Raw genomic sequence first — 24,166 nt, 5'->3', positions numbered from 1 at the left:
TAAAACCTTATGTTGAGCATTATTACTCCGGTTTATAACAGTGAGCGCTTTATCGCTACTTGCATCGAGGCTGTTATTGAACAAAACTGCATTGATCTTGAGCACATTATTATTGATGGTGATTCAACCGATCAAACGGTGCCAATTATACGGCAGTATGCCGATCGCTACCCTCATATCCGCTGGCATTCTGAACCCGATCGCGGACAATCAGATGCTATGAACAAAGGCATTGCCATGGCAAGCGGAGAAATTATGGGGCTGCTCAACGTCGATGATGGGTATGAACCAGGTGTATTAAACCGGGTTGTCGATCGCTTCAAAGTATTACCTGAGCCAACCTTACTGGTCGGCAATTGCAACATTTGGGATGATGATGGCAGACTAGTTGAGGTCAATAGACCAGCAAAATTAAGTCTTTTTGAGTTGGTCGCTGGCGTGAATATTCATCCATACCCCTGTAATCCTGCGGCTTACTTCTATCACACAGCATTGCATCAAAAAGTTGGGCTTTATGACATTGCTAATCATTACTCAATGGATTTAGATTTTATTCTCAGAGCGGTTCAGGCAGCTAATGTCGTTTATGTTGATGAGATTTGGGGTAACTATCGTCGGTTAGAGGGTACAAAGACTGTGAATGATATGCATAACGGTCAGATGAATCAACGGGTTATGCAATTGATCAAGCATTATCGTAAACAGTTGCCATTACATCAACAAATGCAGCTTTTTGGTCGCGATTTCTGGGCGAGTATGCAGTATTTTCTTCATAAACCCCAGGCATTACCAGATGCTATCAAAGCAAAAATGCTCAAATTTTCAACTAACTAAAGCATTCTCTAACTAATTTTAATATTGCTTCATTAAAGATTGCTATGAACCCAAGAACCAGCATTTTAATTCGGACGAAAGACGAAGCAAAAGACATTGATAAGACGCTTGCTTTAGTGACAGACCAAACCTTAAAGCCAGACGAAATTGTGGTCGTTGATTCGGGTTCAACCGATGGCACGATCGACATTGTTAAACAACGAGCGGATGTCAAGCTAATTACAATGCGTCCTGAGGACTTCACCTTTGGGCGATCGCTGAACCTTGGCTTTACTGCCACGCAAGCAGAAATTGTTATCGCTCTCAGTGCCCATGCGTTTCCTTGCGATCGTGACTGGTTAAGACATCTGGTCGAGCCTTTTGATGATCCTCGTGTTGCGGGGGTTTATGGCAAACAGGCACCTCATCTAGATGCCTATCCACCTATAGAGCGGGAGTATCGCAGCTTTTATGGGGACCAACCCCGAGTACAAGCTAACCCTCAAAATCCAGACGAGCGCACCTTTTCCAATGCCAACGCTGCCATACGTCGCCAGTGCTGGGAAAAACATCCGTTTGACGAGACCCTTTCGGGTTGTGAAGACGTAGAGTGGGCATCGGCAATGCTAATGCTGGGTCACACAATCCTCTATGTACCAGATGCTGCCGTTTACCATTCTCATAACGAACCTCTCAGCCAAGTTTACAGGCGCACTTACCGGGAGACACTAGCGCTGCAAACCTTGTATGCACAGGATATGGGTCTACGCGATGCCTGTAAAAGGTGGTGTCATGCTGTGGTAGCAGACTGGCGCTTTATTTTGCAACAGAAGAAAGATCTTTATTGGTTGCTGCGCTCGCCCCTTTATCGCTTGGTTTGGGTCTATGGCTACCTGCGTCCTAGCTTACCTGCTGCCCTATGGAAGCCTTTTTACAAGCACTGGAAGCGTGGGCAACTTGGGTCAAAAGAGGTGGGCAATCTATGAAACTTTTGATCATTACTTCAGCAACCGTGCGGGGTGGGGCAGAAGAATATGTGCTGACGATCGCCGCTGCGGCTATCGAGGCAGGATGGCACACTCACGTTGCCTTACCCTATGCCGATAGCAACGCCTCGCTGCGGCAAGCCCTCGAAGCTAATCATGCGTCCTGCCACCCGTTGGCGATTGCCGAGCCGAGTAGCCGGGGCGTTCAGGCAATGGCGTCAGCCTTTCTACGCAGCGTCCGGACTCGTGCCTTATTGCTAGCTATCAAACCAGATGTCGTTCTCATCAACCTACCTTGGGCAGACCACTGTTTGGGCAGTATTGTCGCCTGTGGCTGGCTGCAAATACCAACAGCCGTCATGTTTCATTTGATTCCACCAGAGGGCATTCCTTTAAGTCGATCGCGCCGTCATGCTTACACCTGGGCACGCGCTAGACGGCAGCAGTGGCTTACAAACGCCCAAGCAAATCGTCCGCTGCTTGCCAACTTGTTTCAGATGCCCACCAGCGACTTGCTCTGCATCTATAACGGCATTCAGCTACCAACGCTGTTAGACCGTAACTCTGAGGCGATCGCCGCTCTCCGTCAACAGGTGCGCCAGGAGTTAGGCATCCCCGCAACCAGTAAGCTCCTGTTAACTGTGGGTCGGCTCACGCCCCAAAAAGGTTATGAAGATCTGCTTGAAGTAATACCAGCATTACTGGAGTCAGACCCCGATCTGCGGTTTGTGTGGGCTGGAGACGGTGAACAGAGACAGGGCTTGTGCGATCGTCTGTATCGCGCGGGCATTGCTGACAAAGTGCTGCTGATCGGTCACCGCTCTGATCTGCCTCGCCTCTTGCAAAGCGCTGATCTATTTGTCTTTCCCACTCGCTTTGAAGGGCATCCGTTTGCGCTGCTAGAAGCGATGGCATATGGACTCCCGATCGTCACTACCAACGTCAGCAGCATTCCTGAAGTGATGACACATCAAGTGCATGGGTTGCTGTGTCCTAGCGGCGATCGTGAGGCGCTGCTCCACTCCATTGAATGGGCATTACAACACCCTAATGAAATGCAGGCCATGGCACAGCAAGCACAACAACAGGCGCAACACTTTTCTCAAGCAAGCATGATCGAAAAAACGTTCAGCGTGCTGCAAACGCTCTCACTACCAACCCAATCAAGCAGTCACTCATCAACAATAGCTGGAGTAACCCATTGAACTTTTTAGAATTCAAAAAGCATTATCGTTTAGAGAAATAGACAGGCAGCGATGAGCAGTCAATATCAAGTGAAAAATGATCAGCAACCAACTTTTTCTAAATCCAACGCAGTCTCAGAGGTGACTTGGCATTAGCGACAAAGCTGCTATTATTTGTTTTCCAGATTTCCGCATTCAAAATTATTGCACCAGGATTTAATGGTTGAAAGTCACTTCTTTTAATAGTCAACAAGGTAATAATTTATAAACGGAAACGAGACTTCTTTCGTGTTTAGATGTTTTTGGAGTTTATACGTTTGATCCATTTCAGGAGTCTATCCCTATGCTGAAAACCTCACTTACCCTGCCTGAAAACGTTACTCAAACGTCTGCTTCATCTCAAATTTGCTTGCTTGATCCAGGGATGGAAGACCATAACGATCGCCCGAGCGAAAATTTAGGTGATCTAATTATTCAGCAGGCAGTGCTACGCGAAATCGACTCTCTTTTCGGCAGCCAAAATATTGCTAAACTTTCTACCCATGCGCCGTTAGAAGAAACACACCTCCAAATGATTCAAGCCAGTTCAATTGCTATCGTTGGTGGCACAAATTTGCTGTCATCAAACATGAATCACTACAACCAGTGGAAGATTGTTCTGCGTGATGCGTTACGGTTACGGAAGCGAGTTCTTTTGCTAGGTGTAAGCTGGTGGCAATACCAGGGTAGACCGAACTTGTACACACTGGCGCTGCTGCATCTAGCACTATCCTACAAAGGCAGCCATTCAGTTAGAGATAATTACACAAAGAAGAAGTTGCAATCGATCGGGATTCGGAATGTCATTAATACAGGCTGTCCCACTATGTGGCCACTAGCCAACCTCCAGCCGGATGCTATTCCACAAACAAAAGCAACTAATGCCTTGGTCATGCTGACCGATTATTCCAAAAATATTGAACTTGACCGAAAGCTGCTAGAGCTAGCCACATCTCACTACGAAACGGTTTATTTTTGGCCGCAGGGCGCAGGCGATCGTGATTATGTCACCAGCTTTAATCTACCTGTAACCATACTGGAGCGTTCCTTGCCAGCCTTAGAAAATCTGCTCAAATCAGATGTTTCGCTAGACTACATCGGCACCCGGCTTCATGGTGGCATTCGCTGTCTTTTAGCAAAGCGTCGAGCGCTCATTTTAAGGATTGATCATCGTGCAACCGAAATCGCTCAAGAAACTGGTTTGCCCTCTGTCGATCGCGCTGATTTTGCCTTTATGGAGCGCTGGATCCGTGAGCCGTTCGTGACTAAGATTACCGTTGATACAGCTGCAATAGAGTGCTGGCGACAGCAGTTCAGAACCAAACCAGCCTGATTTTCCGCTTAATTCAATGTTAATTGCTATGCGAATGCTCTTCGTTTCAACTCACTTTCCTAGCGATCTACGGCTTGATGTGCAGGGCACTTATAAGCGCATGGCAATGTTCATTGATGCGATAAAGCTAGTCCTGAAAAAGAGCCGTTCTGCTAAAGCTCAATTAGATGTGCTGTTTTACGTTCCGCCTGAAATAGACACATCGCCGAGCGCGATCGCCACTGCCGAAAAAGCGCTTTCAGAACACTGGGATCTTCCTCTTAAGCTCTTTCTTTGCCCAGAGTTTGTGTACACTGAGCCACTGTCAAAATGGCAGCAGCAAGCACCAGGAATGCTCAATTTCTTTCAGCAGCGTGATTTAGTCCGCACCAGCCAACCCTTGCAAATTCAAGCTTTTGAAACGTGCCTAAGCCGTAAGCCAGCAGCAGTATTCATTCATCGGCTGCGATCGATGTGCCCTGCCTTGCTCACTCGCCAACCGTTGCCACCTATTTTCTTTGACCTGGACGATATTGAGCATATTGCGTTTCTGCGTGACATTCGGCAACCGCCCACGCGGCTTGTTACCTCCCTCTATTATCTGCAACTGCCAGCGCTGTGGTGGGGCGAACGGCAAGCCATGCGGCTGGCAAAACAGACCTATGTGTGTTCGCAGCAAGACAGAGCGTATCTCACAAACCAGGGCATAGCAGGTGTGGTGACTATTCCCAATGCGGTCAAGCTGCCGCAGCCACAACCGCTTACTGCGAAGCCAACGCTGCTTTTGCTGGGCGCGTACCACTACTACCCCAACATCAATGCGGCTAATTTTTTGATTGAGGAAGTGTTTCCACAGGTGCGGGAGCAAGTGCCAGAGGCGCGGCTTATTATTGCTGGGAAGCAGCCAGAAAATATTCGTAGCTACCAAAAAGGCATTCCAGGAGTAGAGTTTACGGGCTTTGTGGACGATCTGGAGGCGCTTTATCGTCGATCGCGTGTGGTTTGTTGCCCTATCCTGTCCGGTGGCGGGACGCGGGTCAAACTGGTGGAAGCGGCTGCCTATGGCAAGCCAATGGTTTCGACGAGTATTGGTGCAGAAGGGCTGGAATTTCAGGATGGGCGGGAATTTTTGCGGCGAGACGACCCTAGAGCGTTTGCAGACGCCTGTGTCAGCCTGTTGCAAAATGATGAGCAGTGTGAGCGCTTAGGTGCCGCCGCACGGATGACTGCTATCAAACATTACGATCGTGCCAATATCGTGCACCTCATTCAACAATCAATGCAGCAAGTCTTAAAAGTTCCAGAACGCTCAAAAAGGGTTGTTTCACACTCAAGTTAATTCATTTAAGCGAATAAATTCAGTTGAATTAATTCAAGCTAATAAAGTTAGAACTCATAAACTAATTCAATTAAAGCTAACGTTATGCCTATGGATATTCTACAAATTTACCCAAGACTACCACCCACGATCGACGGCATTGGCGATTATGCAATGACACTGGCAAAGGGGCTTTCTCAGTGCAACATTCGCACTTATTTTATGACTGCCCATCAAGAAAAGATGTTTGGTGACGAGCGCTTTCCCATTGTGCCGTTGCATACACATAGCCCACAAGCCTTTGTCGATGCCATTCCCCAACACATTCAAGCCGTTATTTTGCACTTTTCTGATTATCCTTACGATGCCAAGCGTGGTATACCCGTTTGGTTAGTGAAAGCGCTCGAAACCATGAAACAACAGCGATCGCTGCGCTTGCTTGTGATGTTTCATGAGTTTCCATCCTTCTATCTGCTCAAGAAGACGTTTTATCTCTTTCCCTGGCAGCGTTCTGTGGCATGGCAACTGGCTCAATTAGCCGATGTCATTATCACAAACAATGCGGTCACAAAAACCCTCATAGCAAAGTACTTTTTAGCAAAAGACAAACAGCCATCGATTCTTAATCTTCCGGTCTTTTCTAATATCGGCGAATTAGAAAAACCACTACCCCTCGAACAACGCCAGAGACGCTTAATCGTTTTTGGTACACCGGGACGACGCGCCAGAATTTATCAACGATCGCAAGCCATGCTCAAAAACTGTTGTCAGCTTTTAGGCATTGAAGAGATTTGTGACATTGGCTCTCCGTTGCACCTTGATCAATCGACGTTAGCGGGCATTCCCTTAGTTAAGATGGGTGAACAGCCCGCTGCAAGGATTAGCCAATTAATGTCTGATTCACTTGCAGGTATTGTCTACTCGACTGATAACGGGCATCTAGCAAAATCTGGCGTTTTTGCAACCTACTGCGCTCATGGACTGGTGCCGATCGTCACACAGGAAAAAGCAACCTTGCTAGATGGGTTGCAAGCTGAAACCAATTTTTTGTTTGCTGGTATGCAGGCAGAGTCACTAGCAATGGAGCAGTTACAAGCGATCGCTGATGCTGCTCACCAATGGTACGTTACACATAATCAAGCCAGTACATTTAAGTCCTTTTTATTACAATTATCAGCCCCATCAAAACCATGAAAAACTTAACTTTAACCCTACATTTTTGACTAAATAGTATCAACTAATCGCATCATAACTTTTCATTCATTTCTGTCATTTGATTCCATCCCTAGAGGCTGCGTCGTTATGCACCTGAGTTCAGAACAAACTCTTACTAAACCAACAGCAACGATGCTGCGATCGTTGTCCGTCGTCATCATTGCGCTTAACGAAGAAGAATGTATCGCCAATGCAATTCGCTCATGTCAATCATTTGCGGATGAGGTAGTGGTAGTTGATAGCGGTAGTCAGGATGCAACAGTGCAAATTGCCCGCGAGCTGGACTGCCAGGTTTATCACAATCCCTGGACAGGCTACTCCGACCAGCGTAATTTTGGAGCTGACCATGCACAGCACGACTGGATTTTTTTTATTGATGCGGATGAAGTCATTGACGATCGCTTAGCCGCCGCCTTGCTGGAGTGGAAACAAGCACCGACGATCGTAGCCAACGCTTTTTCTGCCGTTCGCATCGGCGACTTTTGGGATACGTGGCTCGACACTCGACCGGAATATCACACGCGCCTCTACAACAAAACCATCTTTCGCATCAAAAATGTTTTGGTACACGAAGGACCCGATATTAAAAATGCACCCGTTGTTAAACTACCTGGCGTGATTTGGCACTACGGCTTCCGTGACATCAGCGATTTAGTCATTCGCTTTAACCGCTACACCGATTTGGATGCCCAACAAGCCCATCGTAACGGCACTCGCTTTAGCCTGCTGCGACTCTTGCTTAAACCATCCGCAAAGTTTGTACAGCAATACGTTTGGTATGGCATGTTTCGTCAAGGTATGGCTGGCTTTACGCTGTCAGGGCTGTGGAGCTTCTACATCTTTTTAAAGGAAATCAAGCTCTACGAAATTGATTGGAAAAACGGGCGATCGCCAGAGAAGCATTAAAGGTTTGAGTTTGTTTTACCTTCTCTCAACTCCCGCTTTTTGCCCTTTGCCTTCTGCCTCCTGCCCTTTGCCTTCTATCTTCTCCCGCCTTCTGCCCTCATGCAAACCAACGTCACTACTCCCAATCACCGTCCTCAGTTTGGTTTACAGCCAACGCTGGCATGGACTGCCATGTTGGGATTGGTGTGCTTTTCGCTGCTGTGCATTTTGGCGGGTGCAGGTGGCTTACTGCGGTTGGCATATCCAGCGATCGCGCTGCTAGTCGGCTTGTTTTTGTTTAAACGGTATCCCGTTCTGTACATCGGATTTACCTGGTGGATTGCGTTTTTAACGCCCTTTGTGCGGCGCTTGATTGATTTTCAAAGCGGATGGGTTGACCCTAGCCCTGTATTGCTGGCACCATTTCTGGTCATGATGCTGACGGGGTTGACCTTTGTACAATACCTGCCCCGCTATTTGCGTCAGGATGGCTTGCCGTTCATTTTGTCGGCGGCGGGAGTCTTCTACGGCTTGCTGGTGGGGCTGATTAAGTATCCACCGACAGCAGTTGTCGTGCCGCTGCTGAACTGGTTAGCGCCAATTTTATTTGGGTTTCATTTGTTTGTTCATTGGCGGCATTATCCAGCGTATCGGCAGAATGTGGAACGGGTCTTTTTGTGGGGTGTATTGGTGATGGGGGCATACGGGGTGCTGCAATATCTTGTTGCCCCAGAGTGGGATCGCTTTTGGCTGATTAGCTCCAAGGCGATCGCCTTTGGCACACCAGAGCCATTAGGAATGCGCGTGTTCAGCACTCTAAATTCACCAGGTCCCTTTGCGACAGTGATGATGGCAGGCTTGCTGCTGCTGTTTAACAATCAGGGTACGCTGCGGTTTGCGGCTGGAGGTGTGGGTTATCTATCGTTTTTGCTGTCGTTGGTGCGAGCATCATGGTTGGGTTGGGCAGTGGGCGTAGTCGCCTTTGTGCCCTCGCTCAAGCCCCGTTTGCAGATGCGGTTGATTGTGACGATTCTAGTGATGGCAGTGTGCGTGGTGCCGCTGGTGAATACACAGCCCTTTTCGGGGGCGATCGCCGCTCGTCTGCAAACCTTCTCAAATACGCAAGACGACGTGAGCTATAACCAGCGGCTAGAAGGCTACGGTCAGATTATGGGTGAAGCGCTGGCAGAAATTCCGGGCAACGGGCTAGGGTTTGTACTCACAAACGACAGCCTGGGCAGCAACGACAGCGGTATTTTAACCCTGCTGTTCAACCTGGGCTGGTTTGGTACGTTGCCATATCTGGGCGGTACGGTTCTCTTATTCTTTAGCCTGTTTCGCGGCAAGGAAGGGCAAACCGACCCGTTTGTAAGTGCTGCACGCGCCATCAGTCTGGGGGTATTTGCCCAAATCGGACTAGGCAGCTCAATGCTGGCACTATCAGGCGTGGTGATGTGGAGCTTTGCAGGTATGGCACTGGCAGCCCAGCGGTTCTATCGCTATCAACATCTGCTGCAACCGGGAGGTGAATGATGGCATCGCATAGGGGCAGTCTACCGATCAAACAATCATTCAGGAATAGAACAGAAGTAAAAGCAGAGAAGGAGCCATATGATCGCGATTCCATGCAACTGGAGCACTTACCAAAAGTCGCTAAACCTCGTCTGGAGGGGATTCAAATTTGTCGAGGGGTCGCGGCTCTACTAGTGCTGCTGTTTCATGTGACACAGCTTAGTCAAGAGAAGCTGGGTCAAGCGTTTTTGGCAAATCTGTTTACCTTTGGTAGCGCTGGCGTTGATTTTTTCTTTGTACTCAGCGGCTTTATTATTTTCTTTGTACATCAGACAGATATAGGGCGGCGCGATCGCCTAAAACCGTTCATCCTCAAACGGTTGATTCGGGTGTACCCACTCTATTGGTTAGTAACCTTAGCCATCTTGCCGGTCTACTTTCTCGCACCGCAATTTGGTTATGGGTATGAGCGTCAGTTAGATGTCATTTTGAAGTCTCTATGGCTGCTGCCACAAGCGCATTTGCCGATCCTGATCGTAGGCTGGTCGCTGAGCCATGAAGTGCTGTTTTACTTCATTTTTGCGTTAGCAATTTTATTCCCGCTCAAGCTTTTCAGTCGCTTACTTTCAGGCTGGCTTGTGGGCACATTGGCAATCTTTTTACTCAACATTGCAGGTGCTTTTGACCCAGAACAACATTTTTTGCTGTGGTTTATTTTTAGTCCACACAATCTAGAGTTTATGCTCGGTTGTTTGGCAGCTTATGTAGTCCTCCAGAAGCAACTAAAGGCAAGCAATACGTTTTTACTGCTGTTAGGGACGGCTTGTTTTGTCGCGTTTGGTGTTGCTCAAACTGAGCGATCGTTCCCCTTCAATCCAATCGTGATCTATGGCATTTCTTCAACGTTGATTGTGATCGGCGCAGCAACGTTAGAAGTACAGCGATCGCGCCCCTTTGTACGTCTCTTTTCGTTCCTGGGCGATGCATCGTACTCCATTTATTTGACCCACTATCCCTGCTTATCTGCCTTATTGAAGCTGACAATTGCGGCTCAACTTATTAGCATCATTGGTTACTCGGCGACAATTAGCTTGTTGCTGCTGACCACCTTGAGCGTAGGTTGCCTAACGTATGTATGGCTCGAAAAACCATTGGTCTATCGACTAAGAGGAACGCTTGTGAATCAACTAGCAACAGCAACAAAAGCGTCTGATCCGGTCACTGCCACAGCAAGCAAGGTGCTTTTTCTGGATCAGAGTGGTGCCTTGGGCGGCGCAGAACTATGTTTGCTGGATCTTGTGCAGCCGTACCGCGATCGCAGCTTAGTCTGTCTCTTTGCAGATGGTGCCTTCAAAACGGCATTGCAACAACAGGGAGTAGCGGTCAAAGTGGTAGCAACCAAGTCGATCGCGGTTCGCAAAGAAAGCGGTCTGGTACAGGGTCTTCAGAGCCTCGGTCAACTGCTACCCATTGCTGTCACTGTTGCCCGTCTCAGCCGCGATTATGATGTGATCTATGCCAATACTCAAAAAGCGTTGGTGGTTGGGGCGTTAGCAAGCCTACTCAGCCGTCGTCCTCTGGTTTACCATCTGCACGACATCCTTTCAGCCGATCATTTCAGCCGCACCAATCGCCGTCTTGCTGTTACATTGGCAAATCGCTGCGCTAGTCGGGTCATTGCCACATCTAATGCCACTCGTGATGCTTTCATTCAGGCAGGTGGACACGCAGAACTGGTCACTGTGGTTTATAACGGCTTCGAGCCAGCCGCCTATCAGTTAGATGTAACGTTGGGTCAAGTGAATCTGAACCAGAGACAGCAGCTTGGGCTAGACGGCAAATTTGCGATCGGGCATTTCAGCCGTCTGTCGCCCTGGAAAGGACAGCACATCCTTATTGAGGCGCTAGTTCATTGCCCCAAGGATGTGATAGCAGTCTTGGTAGGCGATGCGCTGTTTGGCGAACAGGAGTATGTGCAAGCGCTGAAGACGCAAGTGACAACGCTGGGACTACAAGACCGAGTGCAGTTTCTCGGCTTTCGGTCGGATGTAGTGCCCATCATGCAAGCGTGCGAGGTGATTGCCCATACCTCCACTGCACCAGAACCCTTTGGGCGCGTCATCGTCGAAGCGATGCTCTGTGGGCGACCCATTATTGCCGCTGCTGCTGGCGGCGCAGTGGAACTGGTAGAACCAGGAGTCACTGGCTGGCTAACGCCACCCGGAGACGCACAGGCACTAGCAGCCGCGATCGCCCACTGTCGAGCAGACCCAGCACATACACAGGCGATCGTCCAAACCGCTCAAACCCAAGCCACCGATCGCTTTGCACTGAGCCACATTCGACAACAGATCGATCAACTCCTGCAAGCCGTAGTGAAGGCAGAAGGCTAAAGGCTGAGTTAACTCAAAACGTTCTTGCTTCCCTCGCGTTCTCTGCCTCCCCTGCTTTCCCCGTCTCCCTCTCCTCTTTCATCCTTCATCCCTCATCCTTTCCTCCCATGCCCCTACCTCCATCTACCCCCTCCATCAGCGTCTTCCTTCCAGCCCTCGAAGGTGGTGGTGCCGAACGAGCCATGCTGCATCTAGCAGAAGGTCTTGCCGAACGTGGCTTCAAAATCGATCTGGTGCTGGCAGAAACAAAAGGAGCCTATCTAGACACAGTGCCATCCACCATTCGGATTGTGGATTTGAAGGCACGATCGCCGCTACTGGTGTCAAAAACGCTGGCATTGCGACGCTACTTGCAGCAAGAGCAGCCCTCTGTTCTCTTGTCAGCGCTGGATATTCTCAGCTCAGCAACTTGGGCACAGCGCTTGGCAGGTGCATCGACTCGCATTGTGATGTGCGTGCAGACCAATCTTTCACAGCAGTTTCGCGATCATCAACCCCACACGATCGGGCGCATCAGACCCAAATTGGTGCGTTTGTTTTATCCCTGGGCAGATGCGATCGTGGCAGCTTCTAGAGGCGTAGCGGAGGATGTTGCTCGGTTGACAGGCATGCCAGCCGACACAATTCAAGTAATTTACAATCCAGTTGTCACGCCCGCTGTACTAGCAAAAATGCAGCAGCCCGTTGATCATCCCTGGTTTGCAGCCGGAGAACCACCTGTGATTTTGGGCGTAGGGCGATTGGTCAGCCAGAAAGATTTTCCAACATTGGTAGAAGCCTTTGCGATCGTACGACGGCAGCGATTGGCACGGCTGATGATCCTGGGCGAAGGCGAAGATCGCGCCAAACTAGAGGCACAGATTCAAACATTGGGACTGCAAGACGATGTAGCGCTGCCCGGTTTTGCTGAAAATCCTTACACGTACATGGCTCACGCTAACGTGTTTGCGTTGTCTTCCATCTTTGAGGGGTTTGGCAACGTGGTAGCAGAAGCGATGGCAGCAGGCACCACGATCGTCTCTACCGATTGCCCCAGTGGTCCGGCTGAAATTTTGGACGGTGGCAAATACGGTACGCTGGTGCCCATGCGGGATGCTGCTGCGCTAGCAGAGGGTCTTTTGGGAGCCTTGCAAGCCCCGATCGCGCCTGACGTATTGCGACAACGCGCCCAAGAGTTTTCGGTCGATCGCGTGGTTGATCAATATGTGAAAGTGTTGTCTCACCTGATAGCAGCCGATGCCCTACGAGCCGGTTAAGCTATGCGGATTCTGCACATCCTCAACCACGTTCAAGAAATTGGCAATGGCATTGTCAATGTTGCTGTCGATCTCGCATGTTTGCAGGCAGAAGCCGGACATACCGTGACCGTTGCCTCTGCGGGAGGAGAGTACGATCGCCTGCTGGCAAAATACGACGTGCAGCACATCCAGTTAGACCAGCGTCGCCACCCGTTACAGTTGCTCCGAGCCGCTAGAAGCTATCAAGCGCTGGTGCGATCGGTACAGCCCGACATTGTTCATGCCCACATGATGACTGGCATGGTGTTGGCACGAACCTTGCGAGGAAAACCACGCTATGGGTTAGTCTCCACCGTGCACAATGAGTTTCAGCGCAGCGCGATCTTGATGGGGCTCGCCGATCGCGTCATAGCAGTCAGCCAATCAGTGGCACAGTCAATGGCGCGCAAGGGCATTCCCAAAACGAAGCTGCGGGTCGTTTGCAATGGCACGCTGGGCAGCCCTCGTGAAGGATTAGCAACACTGCCACCCGTCAAACTTCAGCGTCCTGCAATCGCCACCCTTGCCGGAATGTATCATCGCAAAGGCATTGCAGATTTAATCGCCGCCTTCGAGCCACTGGCAGCTGAGTTTCCTGACGTGCATCTCTATTTAATTGGGAATGGTCCTGATCGGGCTGAGTTTGAGGCACAGGCACAGCAGACAGCCGTTGCTGATCGCATTCACTTTGAAGGCTACCAGGCAGAACCGCAGCGCTATCTCGACGCCACCGACATTTTTGTGCTTGCCTCTCGTCAGGAACCGTTTGGGCTGGTGCTTTCAGAAGCACGGGAAGCTGGCTGTGCGATCGCCGCCAGCAACGTCGATGGCATTCCCGAAGCGCTGGATGGTGGAGCCGCAGGTATTCTCGTCCCAGCCGCTAACCCTACAGCTCTAGCAGAGGCGATCGCCCCACTGTTACGGGATCCTGACTTGTTGGAGGCGTGGAAAGGGCGATCGCAGCAAAATCTCGACTGGCTCAAGGTCTCACGAGTCCATGCAGAAACCCTAGAAGTGTACGCCGAATTGCTCTAGAGCGACTCTAAGTCCAATAAAGCACTTTTGCCTGAGGAAAACGACGGGCAATTTCCTGCTCAAAAAAGCGGCGCAGGGTTTTCATCATCTCGGCCTCGTAGACATACTTGGTGCCACCAAACTTATTGCGTTTGACGCTACGGGTAGACTCATCCAGGTCAAGGGATGTATTGGGATACCAACTCAGCAGCACGTCCTTGGAGCCAGGGGTAAAGCGGTGAGAAATCAGCTCAAAGGTAAGGTTACAGTCAAAGTCAATCGCCGACTCGATCGCATCAAAAAGCTCACTGTAATGAGTCTGCCAATCATCGATCGGCATAATGGGAGCAATCACTAGCCCAATGGGATAACCGCCACCACCCCGCGATCGAGGTAACGCCAATTGCCGCAATGCTTGCAGGCGCTTGGCAACAGATGCGGTACCACCTTCTAGCCGTTGAGAGATGGGTGCTGCGTTCACGCTCACACGACAGCGCGTGTGTCCATTGTGGGGCAGGTCAAGGAGGTGGTTAACCCCATCAAACTTTGAGACCCAGCGCAGGTGAGCATCAGGACGAGTACCAAAGTAACGAATGCATTCAGCAAGGCTACCTGTCAGGTGTTCAATACCCAGTGGATCGGTATAGCAGCTTACTTCATAGGATGTTGCCTGACCGGGACGCTCGTACGCCGCTAAGTTTTCTAAAATCTGCGGCAGATTAGCATAGGCACGAATGACTGGTGGACCCTGCAAACTACCCGCCAGATAACAGTACTGGCAGTGGGCAGGACAGCCTTCCGCCAGGTGAAACTGCCAGTCTGCCGACGGTGGAATGGGGCTGAGCTTGAAATGGCTGGGCGGCGCAACGACAACAGCAAGGGTACGCTTAGCGATCGCATACGTCTCGCGGTCATCTTCACCCCGCAGACCAGTCAGGCGATCGCGCGGCAACTCTTCGACCGGAAGGTCTAATGCCTGCACCCGCGACAAAATTTGCTGACCCCAGGGCAATTCCAGAGCTGATGGAGTAAAGAGAACACGCTCAGGCATCCATAAGCGTGAAACAGCAGGAAGATTAACGGTTGTTTGCACTGTAAACGACTGCTAGTAACATTCCTTCATGATAATGACGACACGATCGCCCAAACCGCCCTCAAGAGGAGGATCTTACGCCCTGATAGTGGGCAAAAACCCATCCGTAAGTAGGGCGATACAGACCCTAAGTGTTAAATTTTATGAAAATTTTGAGAAGAATTTTTAAGTTAGTGCGGTTGCAATTTCATGCTGTATAGCTGAAGATAACGTGTGTTTAACTTGGGTGCATCGTTCGGTTTGATCTTCACAATTTTTGAGGTTACAGTCGTCAAGCTATAGCTTCAACTATTATTTTGCTCGTGAAAGAAATGAATGCAATGAAGGCAATGATGCAGTCAAAAAGCCGTCTATAAACTCTTTTGGTGCGGGGGTCAGGAACCGTTTTGGTTCTACGTTTCACTTAAAGGCAGCCCGCTAACTTAATCCTCTTCGTACCTTTACGAATGTCTTTCAGATCCCAATTCGTGTGTTCCCTACAAGTAGTTACCACCAGTCTTCAACACCTTCATCCTCTAATGCAGATTGCAGCTTAATGCACTCTGTTTTTAGGGTTTAGTGCTGAGACTCGTTAAGCAACCTTCGTTTATCAGGGAAAATACCAGTGTCAGATTTAATCACCGCAGCCGCTACAAGTAGCCCTGATCTTAATCCAGGCGTTAGCGCTAGTTCGATCGTTGCGCCTGCTCTTAGCACTCTGGCAGATAGCTTGTTTACATTCTCTAGTAGCGCTACCGCCAGCAGTAGTAGTACGTCTGGTACTCTTGCTTCCCCTGAACCAAGTGCAGCTATCGTTAACCAACCTGGGTTGCGAGCGCAATATTTTCAAGGCAAGAACTTCACCACTTTGAAATGGTCGGAAATTAATCCGACGGTTAACTTTACCTGGGGCAATCAGGCACCTAATTCGCTTGTAGCAGCCGACAATTTTGCAGTGCGCTGGACAGGGCAAGTGCAAGCTAAGTCTACTGAAGCCTACACGTTTTACACGCGATCGGATGATAGCGTTCGACTATGGGTTAATGGGCAATTGCTGATTGACAACTGGGCTGATCATGACCTGACTGAAGACAGTGGTACGATCGCTCTTGCCGCTGGTCAAAACTACGACATCAAGCTGGAATATTATGAGCGTGCAGGTGGCGCGACCGCTCAACTGCTATGGTCTAGCCCGACACAAGCAAAAGAAATTATTCCTGCCAGCCAACTCTTTCAAGGTACTAGTACGCTTCCTTTTGCTATTGGTGCCCCCGCCAAAAGTGCTGATGCTTTTGTCGATTCGATCGGCATCAATACCCACGTTCGCTATTACGACACAGCATACGGTAACTATCCGTTCGTCAAACAAAGCTTGCTCGATTTGGGCATTCGCCATATTCGCGATGGCGGCAGCGACCCTACCTGGATTAACCGCATCAACGAGCTAGGTAGACTGGGCATCAAATCGACCCTAGTGCTTGACCCAAACATTGGCATTGGTCCTGATGCCTCTTACGACATCAAGCCACCCGGCTATACAGTGACAAACTTTGTCAAAAACCTGGTGGCAGAGGGTGTGGAAGCCGTCGAAATCTTGAATGAATTTGACCTATTCCACAGAATCTTTCCCTATACCCGTAATGGTCAACCAGTCACAGGAGACGGCTGGATCAGCTACGTACGGGACTTTACGAGAGACGTTTATACTGCACTCAAGGCAGACCCAGCGACAGCACATATTCCTATCATTGGTCCCTCGTTTGTGTATGCCAACTCTAGCGGCGCGATCGGCGACTTGAGCCAGTGGGTAGACTACGGCAGTTTTCACCCTTACAACAATCCCAATAATCCCGGTGACGGTAGCCTAGCTAGAGATTATGCCATGCGATCGCAACCCTTTGGCACCAAGCCCTTGATCGCCACTGAGGTCGGCTACTCTACTGGTAGCCCCACGTCCGATCGTCCTGTCTCAGAAGCTGTACAGGCGAAATATCTCCCTCGACTCTTTCTCGAAAGCTTCAATGCTGGTGCGCCTCGCACCTTTTCCTACGAGCTGATGGATCAAAAAGCTGACCCCAACAATAGCGAAAACAACTACGGCATCATTCGCAGCAATGGCACACCCAAACCTGCCTACACTGCCTTAAAAAACCTGATTACCCTGCTTGACGATCCCAAACCAGAGGTAGTACCTGCACCCACGACACCGACAACATCCGCACCGACAACGCCAGTCACAGCGACACCTGCGCCCCTCACACCAGTCACAGCGACACCTGCACCGATTACAACACCCGCACCCGCAGCACCACTAGGGGCGCTCAATTTCTCAATAGGTGGCAGCACTCAGAACGTTCATCACACGCTTTTGGAGAAGAGCAACGGTGACTTCTACCTCGTCCTTTGGCTCGAAGTACCTAGCACTGCTCAGGCTGCCGTTGGTCAAAACGTCACGTTGAATTTCAATACGCCGTTTGCTCAAGCGACAACCTATGCGCCCAATCAATCGATCGCTCCCTTGGCACGCTACACCGCTCCCACCCAGCTAACTCTCAACGTCTCGGATGCACCTTTGATTATCCAACTCTCTGCATCAGACGCAGCGTTAGTGCCTCCTGTAACGGCGACACCGCAACCTCTTTAGAAGCACCGATGTCAAAACTGCTTAGACAATAGAGATAGAGCGGGGATCGCCCATACTTCGTTTTCAAAGGTACGTTTAAAGCCGTAAAATTTCCTGCTGACTTTTGAACGCTTGGTTATGCTTGGCGACACCGTGACTGCTGTAATCAACTTCTGTAAAAGCGGCTAGCAGTTAGTGCTCACGAGCGATCAGTGAAGAGCAAAATTAATTCGCATTATGTTGTAGAGACAAGGGGCTTAGATCCTTTGTCTCTTTTGATTTGGCAATTGTGAGGGTCAATTGATCAGCCCCACTTATGGATTGCTTTTGGGCAGGTTGTGAAGAACTTTAGCCACTGTTTGATGCTTCACGAAGTTTTATTAAGCAAAACATTGCGAAAGATAAAGCGATCGAATTTATGTGGAAAACCTTAGACTTTTCTGTGGAAAACTATGTGGAAAGCCTGTCTAAAACTTGAGACGATCGTGGAGAACTTAACTAGGTATAAATACTCTGTGCAAAGATCGGTAAGTTTTCCACAGGTTTTCCACAGGTTTAAAGCTGGCTCAAAGAATCGACCAGTCGCATTTTAGAGGCTTCTCCACATTTTCCACAGGCTCTACTACTACTGTTTAAATAAGAATTACTTAAGTCCGGATTGTAGAAATTAAGCGCAAAAATGCTAAAAAAACAGGCTGGATTGTTCAAAACAAGGGTGCTAACATACGCAGACAACGCTCTCAACCGCTACAGATAGCGTTCCGTTTGCTAGTTCAGCACCAGTTCTCACCACAGCCACCGCTCTGCCCAGCTACACAGCCGCCCTCTCAACGCAAAGGTCACATTCCCATGAAACTGGTTTGCTCTCAAAACAGCTTTAGCACCAATCTCACGCTGGTAAGCCGTGCCGTCTCGTCGCGCCCAAGTCATCCTATTCTGGCGAATATTCTTCTGGTTGCTGACCAAGAGTTGCAGCAAATCAGACTCAGTGCGTTTGATCTCAGTCTCGGCATCCAAACTAGCTTTCCTGCAGATGTGATTACGGGTGGAACACTGACCTTACCTGCCAAGCTTTTGACGGATATTGTCTCCCGCTTACCCGATGGCGATATCACGCTAGAGAATGGGACGGGGGAAACTGCTGAAGCAAACTTTCTCACGACGTTGACCTGCGCCTCAGGGCGCTACCAGATGCGCGGCATGGGTGCTGAGGATTTTCCTGAACTGCCCGTTGTGGAAGCAGGACAAGTAGCGTACCTCTCGATTGAAAACCTGCTCGAAGGGTTGCGGAGTTCTTTATTTTCTGCCAGCAGTGATGAAACTAAACAAGTGCTGACGGGTGTACACCTGACCATGCAGCCCGATGGTTTGGAGTTTGCCGCCACGGACGGACATCGCCTCACTGTGGTGCAAACCATGAATGCAGAGGCATCTGAGGCTGGCGGTACTGCGAATGAAGCTGAAAAAGCGCTAGATGTGACGATTCCAGCTAAGGCACTGCAAGAGTTAACCAAAATGCTCGAACGGCAAACGGGTAGTGATGTTGCCGTTCATTTTGACCAGAGCCAGGTTGTCTTTGAATGGACCGATCAGCGCCTCACTAGCCGCCTGCTCGAAGGGCAATACCCCAACTATCGTCAACTAGTGCCACGTCAGTTTTCGCGCCAGATTACCGCTGAACGACGCTTGTTGTTGAGTGCCCTGGAACGTATTGCCGTGCTGGCAGACCAGAAAAACAATATTGTCAAACTGACTCTAGATAGCACCAGCCAACTACTTTCGCTATCGGTTGATGCTCAGGATGTGGGTAGCGGCAAAGAAACAATTCCCGCACAGATTACAGGCGATGACCTGGATGTAGCGTTTAACGTGAAATATCTGATGGATGGCTTGAAGACGATCGCCACCACCGAAATCCAAATCCAGTTGAATACGGCAACAAGTCCGGCGATCGTCACTCCCCTCGGCAGCATTAAGATGACTTATCTTGTGATGCCCGTACAAGTACGATCCTGAAGGTTTCTAATCTGAAGGACGGTGTAGCCAGTTAAACACGCTTAACGAAGCGACTGTCCCAGCAAAATGAGCTGTCACTCCTGTTGTATTGGCAGCGGCTACAAAGACATCCAGCGATCGAATAATGCGATTAGGGTCATAAATGGCAACTCCTTGCGGCTGGGCAATTGACTTAGACAACAGCACTCCGATCGTCGCTCCTGTGCCTAAAAGCATTAGCAGCATACCGATTAGCCCTGTAACGACTCCTAGCCATAACACGTGCATCACCTTAGCTCGTTGAGGATGAATCGCAGGGCTAGGATTGCGAAGTCGCTTACCGAAACGCATGAGCCGAAAGGCAAGATAGACCCCAAACAGCAAAACTAACGCACCGCAAACTGCCCAAAAAATACCAATGCCTATGCTTGGAGTGGCGCTTTGGGTGGTGGCAACGCCAACTCCAGGAACGCCCGTCGTAGTTCCGATCGCCTGATTAAAACTCCGCCCTGAAACAGCTAGCAGTAACAGCACACCAGAAACAGCAGCTAGCCCAGCCTGGACAAGTAAGCTAGCCCAGCCAGCAATCTGTAAAACAGTTGCAATCTGCTCAAACTTGGCAGTTGAAGATGTTCTTTCGCTACTGGTTTGCATAGTGTCCTCAGGCAATTTGGTTGCAGTCACTCGCTCACCAAATGACTGCGTTACTTTAGCTATCAGTGTACAAATGAGGCTAATTAAATGCGTGTCTCCTCTGAAAGAGATGCTGCATGAAAAGCGGGTACTCTAACAAGGTTCTTGCTCTCGCCTCTCTCCTCGGATCGATACGCTTGAGCCTTTGAGAGGAAGTCGTTCAGACTATGGCATCGCTCGATCGCACTCTTATGCAACCATCTAGCGGCAACTCTAGAGAAAAGACGATCGAAAGCTGTAAGATCGCACACAGCTCAAAGGATGCTTAAGTTCTTGCTTCGCTTAGCCTTAGATAGCGATTAGTTTGTTACAGGCAGGCAGGGTGGCTTTTCTTTCACTTCACTATCGGTTAACTACTTAAATGACCGTTTCTCGCACAATTTGCCTAGGCTTTATCGCTATCACCGCACTTGGCACCCTTTTGTTAGCGCTGCCATTATCCATTAGTCAAGGCGGTTGGAGTTGGGATCATCTACTGGTAGCGTTGTTCACCTCAACCTCTGCCGCTTGCGTGACGGGGCACATAGTAGTAGATACAGGTACGTATTTCTCACCTTTTGGGCAAGTTGTGCTCTTGGCGCTGGTCCAGATAGGCGGGTTGGGCTACATGACGGCAACAACGTTTCTGCTGCTGTTGGTGGGGCGCAAGTTTGGACTACGAGACAAAATTGCTGTGCAGCAAGCCCTCGATCGCAGTGAGTTGCGAGGCGCAGCGCAGGTCATCCGCTCTATCATTGCGACCACAATGCTCTTTGAAATCACTGGCATTTTTTTGCTGCTGATTGTGTTTACACCAACGCATGGTTTGCAGCGAGCGCTGTGGCTGGCAACGTTTCACAGTATTACCGCTTGGAACAATGCCGGCTTCAGTTTGTTTGCAGACAATCTCATCGGTTATCAAGCATCGCCGTTGTTGAATCTAGTCATTTCTGGGCTAATTATTTTTGGTGGGATTGGGTACGAGGCAATTTTTGAGATGTATACATGGCTGCGCGATCGCCTGCTGCGACGACCCGGGCGGCTCGTATTCTCCCTCAATTTCAAGGTTGCGGTGAGCACTACAGTAATCTTGTTAGTCGCTGGTACACTTGCCCTTTTTCTGGTCGAACTACGCAATCCCAACACACTTGGCTCCATGCCTTTTGGTACGCAGGTGTTAGCAGCCTGGTTTCAAGCGGTCACGCCTCGAACCGCTGGCTTCAACACGATCGATATTAGTAAAATGACCACGGCAGGCTTGTTTATCATGATCGCCCTGATGCTGATTGGCGGCAGCCCTGGTGGCACCGCAGGCGGCATCAAAACCACCACGCTACGAGTGCTAACCAGCTGTACAAAAGCAATCTTGCAAGGCAAGGAAGACGTATCGCTTTATGAGCGGCAGATTCCCTTCTCACTCATTCTCAAAGCCGTGGGTGTAGCGGTTGGCTCGCTGGTCACCGTCATTGTGATGACGACACTCGTTGCCCTGTCCGATCCAGAGATCAACTTTATTAGCATTTTGTTGGAGGTCGTCTCGGCTTTTGCCACGGTTGGTCTTTCAACGGGCATCACCGCCGGTCTTTCGACGTTTGGTAAGTTAATGATCATAGTAACGATGTACATCGGTCGGGTTGGCGTTTTGCTCCTGATGGGCGCAATTCTTGGCGACCCTAGCCCTAGCGTGGTACGGTATCCAGAAGAAAATTTACTGGTGGGTTAACTCGTTGTGAAACCCGATCCTCCAAAAGCGGTGCATCGTTACGCTTCTTGATAGGCTAGAGAATCTGAGTTGCTACTTCTTGGTTGAGTCTTGGTGATGGATACCACTGACTACGTGAACAAAGCCTGTCGATGCAAACTGAGACAAGCTGCGATCGATTGCCATTAGTGTAGCGTTCGACTCAGTCGCTACATCCGATCACTTCTGCCAAAAAGTACTGCGCCTGAGCATATACACAAAATTTGGAGCTAACCGCTCGGAGTTCGCCTGTGAACCTGACATTCTTGAGTTTTTTTCGTAGCTTGCAACCTGATCAAAGCAAGCACTATGCGGTAATTGGCTTAGGGCGCTTTGGACGAGCCGTTTGTCATACGTTGCACAATTTGGGTTACGAGGTAATGGGTGTTGATGCGGATGAAAAGCGCGTTGCCCAAGCGCTGACCGATCGCATTGCAGTACAGGCTGTACAGTTAGATTCTACCGATCCGGCTGCCCTTCAGGAGGCTGGCATTTGCGAAATTGATACGGTGATTGTGGCGATCGGCAACTATGTCGAAGAAAGTGTGATTACTACACTCAATCTTAAAGAAGCTGGAGTCGCTCATGTCGTTGCAAAAGCCTCCTCTCAAATTCACGAAAAACTGCTGAAAAAGGTTGGGGCAGATCATGTCGTTTTCCCAGAACATGAGATGGGCTGTTCTTTAGCCCGTGCCCTTACTCGTCCCAGCATTTTAGAACGCTTTGAACTTGACCCAGACAACAGTATTGTTGAGATCTTGGTGCCTGAATCTTTTAATGGCAAAACGATCGCTGAACTTAAGCTTCGCTCTCACTATGGTTTAAACCTGCTTGCCGTGAGCCAGGACGACAAGTTTGAGATTAACCCTAATCCCAACACAACGTTGCATACGGGATCGGCTATGGTCGTGATTGGCTGCAACAAAAATATTGATCGACTACCGCTTTAAGCTGCCTTGCGCGATGGTCGACTGAAGGAGATTTCTAACAAACAAAATACACGCAGAGGGAGTAACAAAGTTCGCTGCTAAAGACGAAGACTTAGGCAGCGATCGCCCCTCACCAACGGTAAATTTTCCCTTAGAAATCTCCCAAGGGATAGCTAAAAAGCACGGGACTGGCGGGATTCGAACCCTCGACCTACCGCTTAGGAGACTTTAGCTAATTGCTGTAAGACAAAGGTCTCAGGTACTTCTTCAAAAATTTACCTCAAACTTACCCCAGTTATTTTCCTACCTTAAAAGTTGATCTCTCCACCAGCGTTTTGAGCACTTTTGCTTTTGGATCGGTTTTCGCAGATAAGCGCAATCAGTTTTTAGAGAGTGGGAATGCTGCAAGACGTTTGTCCTCCTTAGTAAGGAGGTGCCAATAATTCATTAAGTGCTGTAAACAAATATTACAAGATTTAAAGAAAGATCATTCGATTCCTAAGACAGACGAATTGAGAACAGCTATCTTGGAACCAGATAAATTTCTCTAGCCAGATGAAGTCATGGCTCAGACCTTTGTTTACGGATATGCGCTTCTGATTGGGGTAGGGCAGTGTGCCGAGCCAAATTTTTCCTTCATTACCGTCAAAGACATGCAGGCATTGCGGCAAAGCCTAGTTGATCCTGCGCTCTGTGCCTACCCCAACAATGACCAGCATGCGCGCCTGCCGCTCTTCACCAAGACGGTCGCAATTTCTTGCTTGACTCAATGAGCCAAGCGAAAGCCACAAAAAAGGGCGTTGCTGGATTCAAGTATGAATCAGGTAAGCACCGGAACATCCCAGAATTTTAGATGGTGAAGTAGCAACCGGACTGAGTGCCCCAGCATGATTACTGACTTGGAATAGCACAAGGTTTTGCGATGCAGTCGGGCAAGATCATGGCTTAAGCGTATGTTTTCGCCCTCTACGCGCATCATGTAAGTCTTACTGACCAGATGGATAGTCTTCGTGTGGGATAAACAGTGGCTAAACCCGATTGCCGTCAGTCACATAGAAGTAGCAATGCCAGAGGCCGACCAAATGCCATAACGGTGCGAATGTCTGGGCGCTATGATTGCCTATGACCAGCTCGTCTTTGTCACTGTCGCGACTCGACCCTATGCTTGATATGTAATAGGTTACGC

General features: G+C 49.4%; 18 protein-coding genes and 1 pseudogene. 16 read left to right on the top strand and 3 right to left on the bottom strand.

Annotation, left to right across the window (positions count from 1 at the left end; translation table 11 throughout):
- The first annotated feature begins 9 nt into the window (after positions 1-9).
- The 11 genes from H6F76_RS16580 (at position 10) to H6F76_RS16530 (ending at position 13,969) form a co-directional block, all read left to right on the top strand.
- Complete coding sequence (locus H6F76_RS16580) at positions 10-834, top strand: glycosyltransferase family 2 protein (protein ID WP_190509893.1); 825 nt, start codon at positions 10-12, stop codon at positions 832-834.
- Positions 835-878: 44 nt separating this feature from the next.
- Positions 879-1,799: a glycosyltransferase family 2 protein gene (locus H6F76_RS16575; protein WP_190509891.1), complete on the top strand. Its 921-nt coding sequence runs from the start codon at positions 879-881 to the stop codon at positions 1,797-1,799.
- Positions 1,796-3,004: a glycosyltransferase family 4 protein gene (locus tag H6F76_RS16570; RefSeq protein WP_190509889.1), complete on the top strand. Its 1,209-nt coding sequence runs from the start codon at positions 1,796-1,798 to the stop codon at positions 3,002-3,004. The genes H6F76_RS16575 and H6F76_RS16570 overlap by 4 nt, the downstream gene beginning before the upstream one ends.
- Before the next feature lie 322 nt (positions 3,005-3,326).
- On the top strand, positions 3,327-4,355 hold the full coding sequence (locus H6F76_RS16565) for a polysaccharide pyruvyl transferase family protein (protein WP_190509887.1): 1,029 nt from the start codon (positions 3,327-3,329) through the stop codon (positions 4,353-4,355).
- 28 nt (positions 4,356-4,383) lie between these two features.
- Entirely contained in the window at positions 4,384-5,673 is a 1,290-nt protein-coding gene (locus H6F76_RS16560) for a glycosyltransferase (protein ID WP_190509885.1), read from the top strand.
- A 90-nt stretch (positions 5,674-5,763) separates the two neighbouring features.
- Positions 5,764-6,846 (top strand): hypothetical protein, encoded by a 1,083-nt coding sequence (locus H6F76_RS16555; RefSeq protein ID WP_206754389.1) that lies wholly within the window; start codon positions 5,764-5,766, stop codon positions 6,844-6,846.
- Positions 6,847-6,954: 108 nt separating this feature from the next.
- Positions 6,955-7,773: a glycosyltransferase family 2 protein gene (locus H6F76_RS16550; RefSeq protein ID WP_190509881.1), complete on the top strand. Its 819-nt coding sequence runs from the start codon at positions 6,955-6,957 to the stop codon at positions 7,771-7,773.
- A 99-nt stretch (positions 7,774-7,872) separates the two neighbouring features.
- The gene (locus H6F76_RS16545) at positions 7,873-9,285 is read left to right on the top strand and encodes an O-antigen ligase domain-containing protein (protein WP_190509879.1); all 1,413 of its coding nucleotides are present in this window, start codon (positions 7,873-7,875) and stop codon (positions 9,283-9,285) included.
- A gap of 92 nt (positions 9,286-9,377) precedes the next feature.
- Positions 9,378-11,657 (top strand): glycosyltransferase, encoded by a 2,280-nt coding sequence (locus H6F76_RS16540; RefSeq protein ID WP_190509877.1) that lies wholly within the window; start codon positions 9,378-9,380, stop codon positions 11,655-11,657.
- Between the two features lie 107 nt (positions 11,658-11,764).
- Positions 11,765-12,913 (top strand): glycosyltransferase, encoded by a 1,149-nt coding sequence (locus H6F76_RS16535; RefSeq protein ID WP_190509875.1) that lies wholly within the window; start codon positions 11,765-11,767, stop codon positions 12,911-12,913.
- A gap of 3 nt (positions 12,914-12,916) precedes the next feature.
- Positions 12,917-13,969 carry a glycosyltransferase family 4 protein gene (locus H6F76_RS16530; RefSeq protein WP_190509874.1) on the top strand — a complete coding sequence of 351 codons (1,053 nt, stop codon included), beginning with the start codon at positions 12,917-12,919 and terminating at the stop codon, positions 13,967-13,969.
- A 7-nt stretch (positions 13,970-13,976) separates the two neighbouring features.
- Here H6F76_RS16530 and H6F76_RS16525 read toward each other — a convergent pair whose 3' ends face one another.
- On the bottom strand, positions 13,977-14,999 hold the full coding sequence (locus H6F76_RS16525) for a spore photoproduct lyase family protein (RefSeq protein ID WP_190510070.1): 1,023 nt from the start codon (positions 14,997-14,999) through the stop codon (positions 13,977-13,979).
- 646 nt (positions 15,000-15,645) lie between these two features.
- Here H6F76_RS16525 and H6F76_RS16520 point away from each other — a divergent pair.
- Positions 15,646-17,664 carry a PA14 domain-containing protein gene (locus H6F76_RS16520; RefSeq protein ID WP_190509872.1) on the top strand — a complete coding sequence of 673 codons (2,019 nt, stop codon included), beginning with the start codon at positions 15,646-15,648 and terminating at the stop codon, positions 17,662-17,664.
- Between the two features lie 828 nt (positions 17,665-18,492).
- Positions 18,493-19,659, top strand: a complete 1,167-nt coding sequence (dnaN, locus tag H6F76_RS16515) for a DNA polymerase III subunit beta (protein ID WP_190509869.1) — start codon at positions 18,493-18,495, stop codon at positions 19,657-19,659.
- A gap of 6 nt (positions 19,660-19,665) precedes the next feature.
- Here dnaN and H6F76_RS16510 read toward each other — a convergent pair whose 3' ends face one another.
- Positions 19,666-20,292 (bottom strand): DUF3611 family protein, encoded by a 627-nt coding sequence (locus tag H6F76_RS16510; protein WP_190509867.1) that lies wholly within the window; start codon positions 20,290-20,292, stop codon positions 19,666-19,668.
- A 400-nt stretch (positions 20,293-20,692) separates the two neighbouring features.
- On the opposite strand from H6F76_RS16510, the gene H6F76_RS16505 reads away from it, so the two are divergent.
- The 3 genes from H6F76_RS16505 to H6F76_RS16495 all read left to right on the top strand — a co-directional run bounded on the left by H6F76_RS16505 (position 20,693) and on the right by H6F76_RS16495 (position 23,753).
- Complete coding sequence (locus H6F76_RS16505; RefSeq protein WP_190509865.1) at positions 20,693-22,033, top strand: TrkH family potassium uptake protein; 1,341 nt, start codon at positions 20,693-20,695, stop codon at positions 22,031-22,033.
- A 269-nt stretch (positions 22,034-22,302) separates the two neighbouring features.
- On the top strand, positions 22,303-23,001 hold the full coding sequence (locus H6F76_RS16500) for an NAD-binding protein (RefSeq protein ID WP_190449484.1): 699 nt from the start codon (positions 22,303-22,305) through the stop codon (positions 22,999-23,001).
- 542 nt (positions 23,002-23,543) lie between these two features.
- Complete coding sequence (locus H6F76_RS16495) at positions 23,544-23,753, top strand: hypothetical protein (protein WP_190509863.1); 210 nt, start codon at positions 23,544-23,546, stop codon at positions 23,751-23,753.
- Between the two features lie 47 nt (positions 23,754-23,800).
- Here the strand turns inward: H6F76_RS16495 and H6F76_RS16490 are convergent.
- Positions 23,801-24,107: pseudogene (locus tag H6F76_RS16490) on the bottom strand (IS1 family transposase); the annotation flags it as partial.
- Between the last annotated feature and the right edge of the window lie 59 nt (positions 24,108-24,166).

The sequence above is a fragment of the Leptolyngbya sp. FACHB-321 genome (genome assembly GCF_014695975.1).
Taxonomy (GTDB): Bacteria; Cyanobacteriota; Cyanobacteriia; order Leptolyngbyales; family Leptolyngbyaceae; genus Stenomitos.
The sequence above is the reverse complement of the archived record's forward strand: the minus strand, read 5'-3'. Positions and strand labels throughout refer to the sequence as shown.

Coding starts and splice junctions, on each gene's coding strand:
- H6F76_RS16580 (WP_190509893.1), top strand. CDS start 10: ATGTTGAGCATTATTACTCCGGTTTATAACAGTGAGCGCTTTATCGCT.
- H6F76_RS16575 (WP_190509891.1), top strand. CDS start 879: ATGAACCCAAGAACCAGCATTTTAATTCGGACGAAAGACGAAGCAAAA.
- H6F76_RS16570 (WP_190509889.1), top strand. CDS start 1,796: ATGAAACTTTTGATCATTACTTCAGCAACCGTGCGGGGTGGGGCAGAA.
- H6F76_RS16565 (WP_190509887.1), top strand. CDS start 3,327: ATGCTGAAAACCTCACTTACCCTGCCTGAAAACGTTACTCAAACGTCT.
- H6F76_RS16560 (WP_190509885.1), top strand. CDS start 4,384: ATGCGAATGCTCTTCGTTTCAACTCACTTTCCTAGCGATCTACGGCTT.
- H6F76_RS16555 (WP_206754389.1), top strand. CDS start 5,764: ATGGATATTCTACAAATTTACCCAAGACTACCACCCACGATCGACGGC.
- H6F76_RS16550 (WP_190509881.1), top strand. CDS start 6,955: ATGCACCTGAGTTCAGAACAAACTCTTACTAAACCAACAGCAACGATG.
- H6F76_RS16545 (WP_190509879.1), top strand. CDS start 7,873: ATGCAAACCAACGTCACTACTCCCAATCACCGTCCTCAGTTTGGTTTA.
- H6F76_RS16540 (WP_190509877.1), top strand. CDS start 9,378: ATGCAACTGGAGCACTTACCAAAAGTCGCTAAACCTCGTCTGGAGGGG.
- H6F76_RS16535 (WP_190509875.1), top strand. CDS start 11,765: ATGCCCCTACCTCCATCTACCCCCTCCATCAGCGTCTTCCTTCCAGCC.
- H6F76_RS16530 (WP_190509874.1), top strand. CDS start 12,917: ATGCGGATTCTGCACATCCTCAACCACGTTCAAGAAATTGGCAATGGC.
- H6F76_RS16525 (WP_190510070.1), bottom strand. CDS start 14,999: ATGCCTGAGCGTGTTCTCTTTACTCCATCAGCTCTGGAATTGCCCTGG.
- dnaN (WP_190509869.1), top strand. CDS start 18,493: ATGAAACTGGTTTGCTCTCAAAACAGCTTTAGCACCAATCTCACGCTG.
- H6F76_RS16510 (WP_190509867.1), bottom strand. CDS start 20,292: ATGCAAACCAGTAGCGAAAGAACATCTTCAACTGCCAAGTTTGAGCAG.
- H6F76_RS16505 (WP_190509865.1), top strand. CDS start 20,693: ATGACCGTTTCTCGCACAATTTGCCTAGGCTTTATCGCTATCACCGCA.
- H6F76_RS16495 (WP_190509863.1), top strand. CDS start 23,544: ATGGCTCAGACCTTTGTTTACGGATATGCGCTTCTGATTGGGGTAGGG.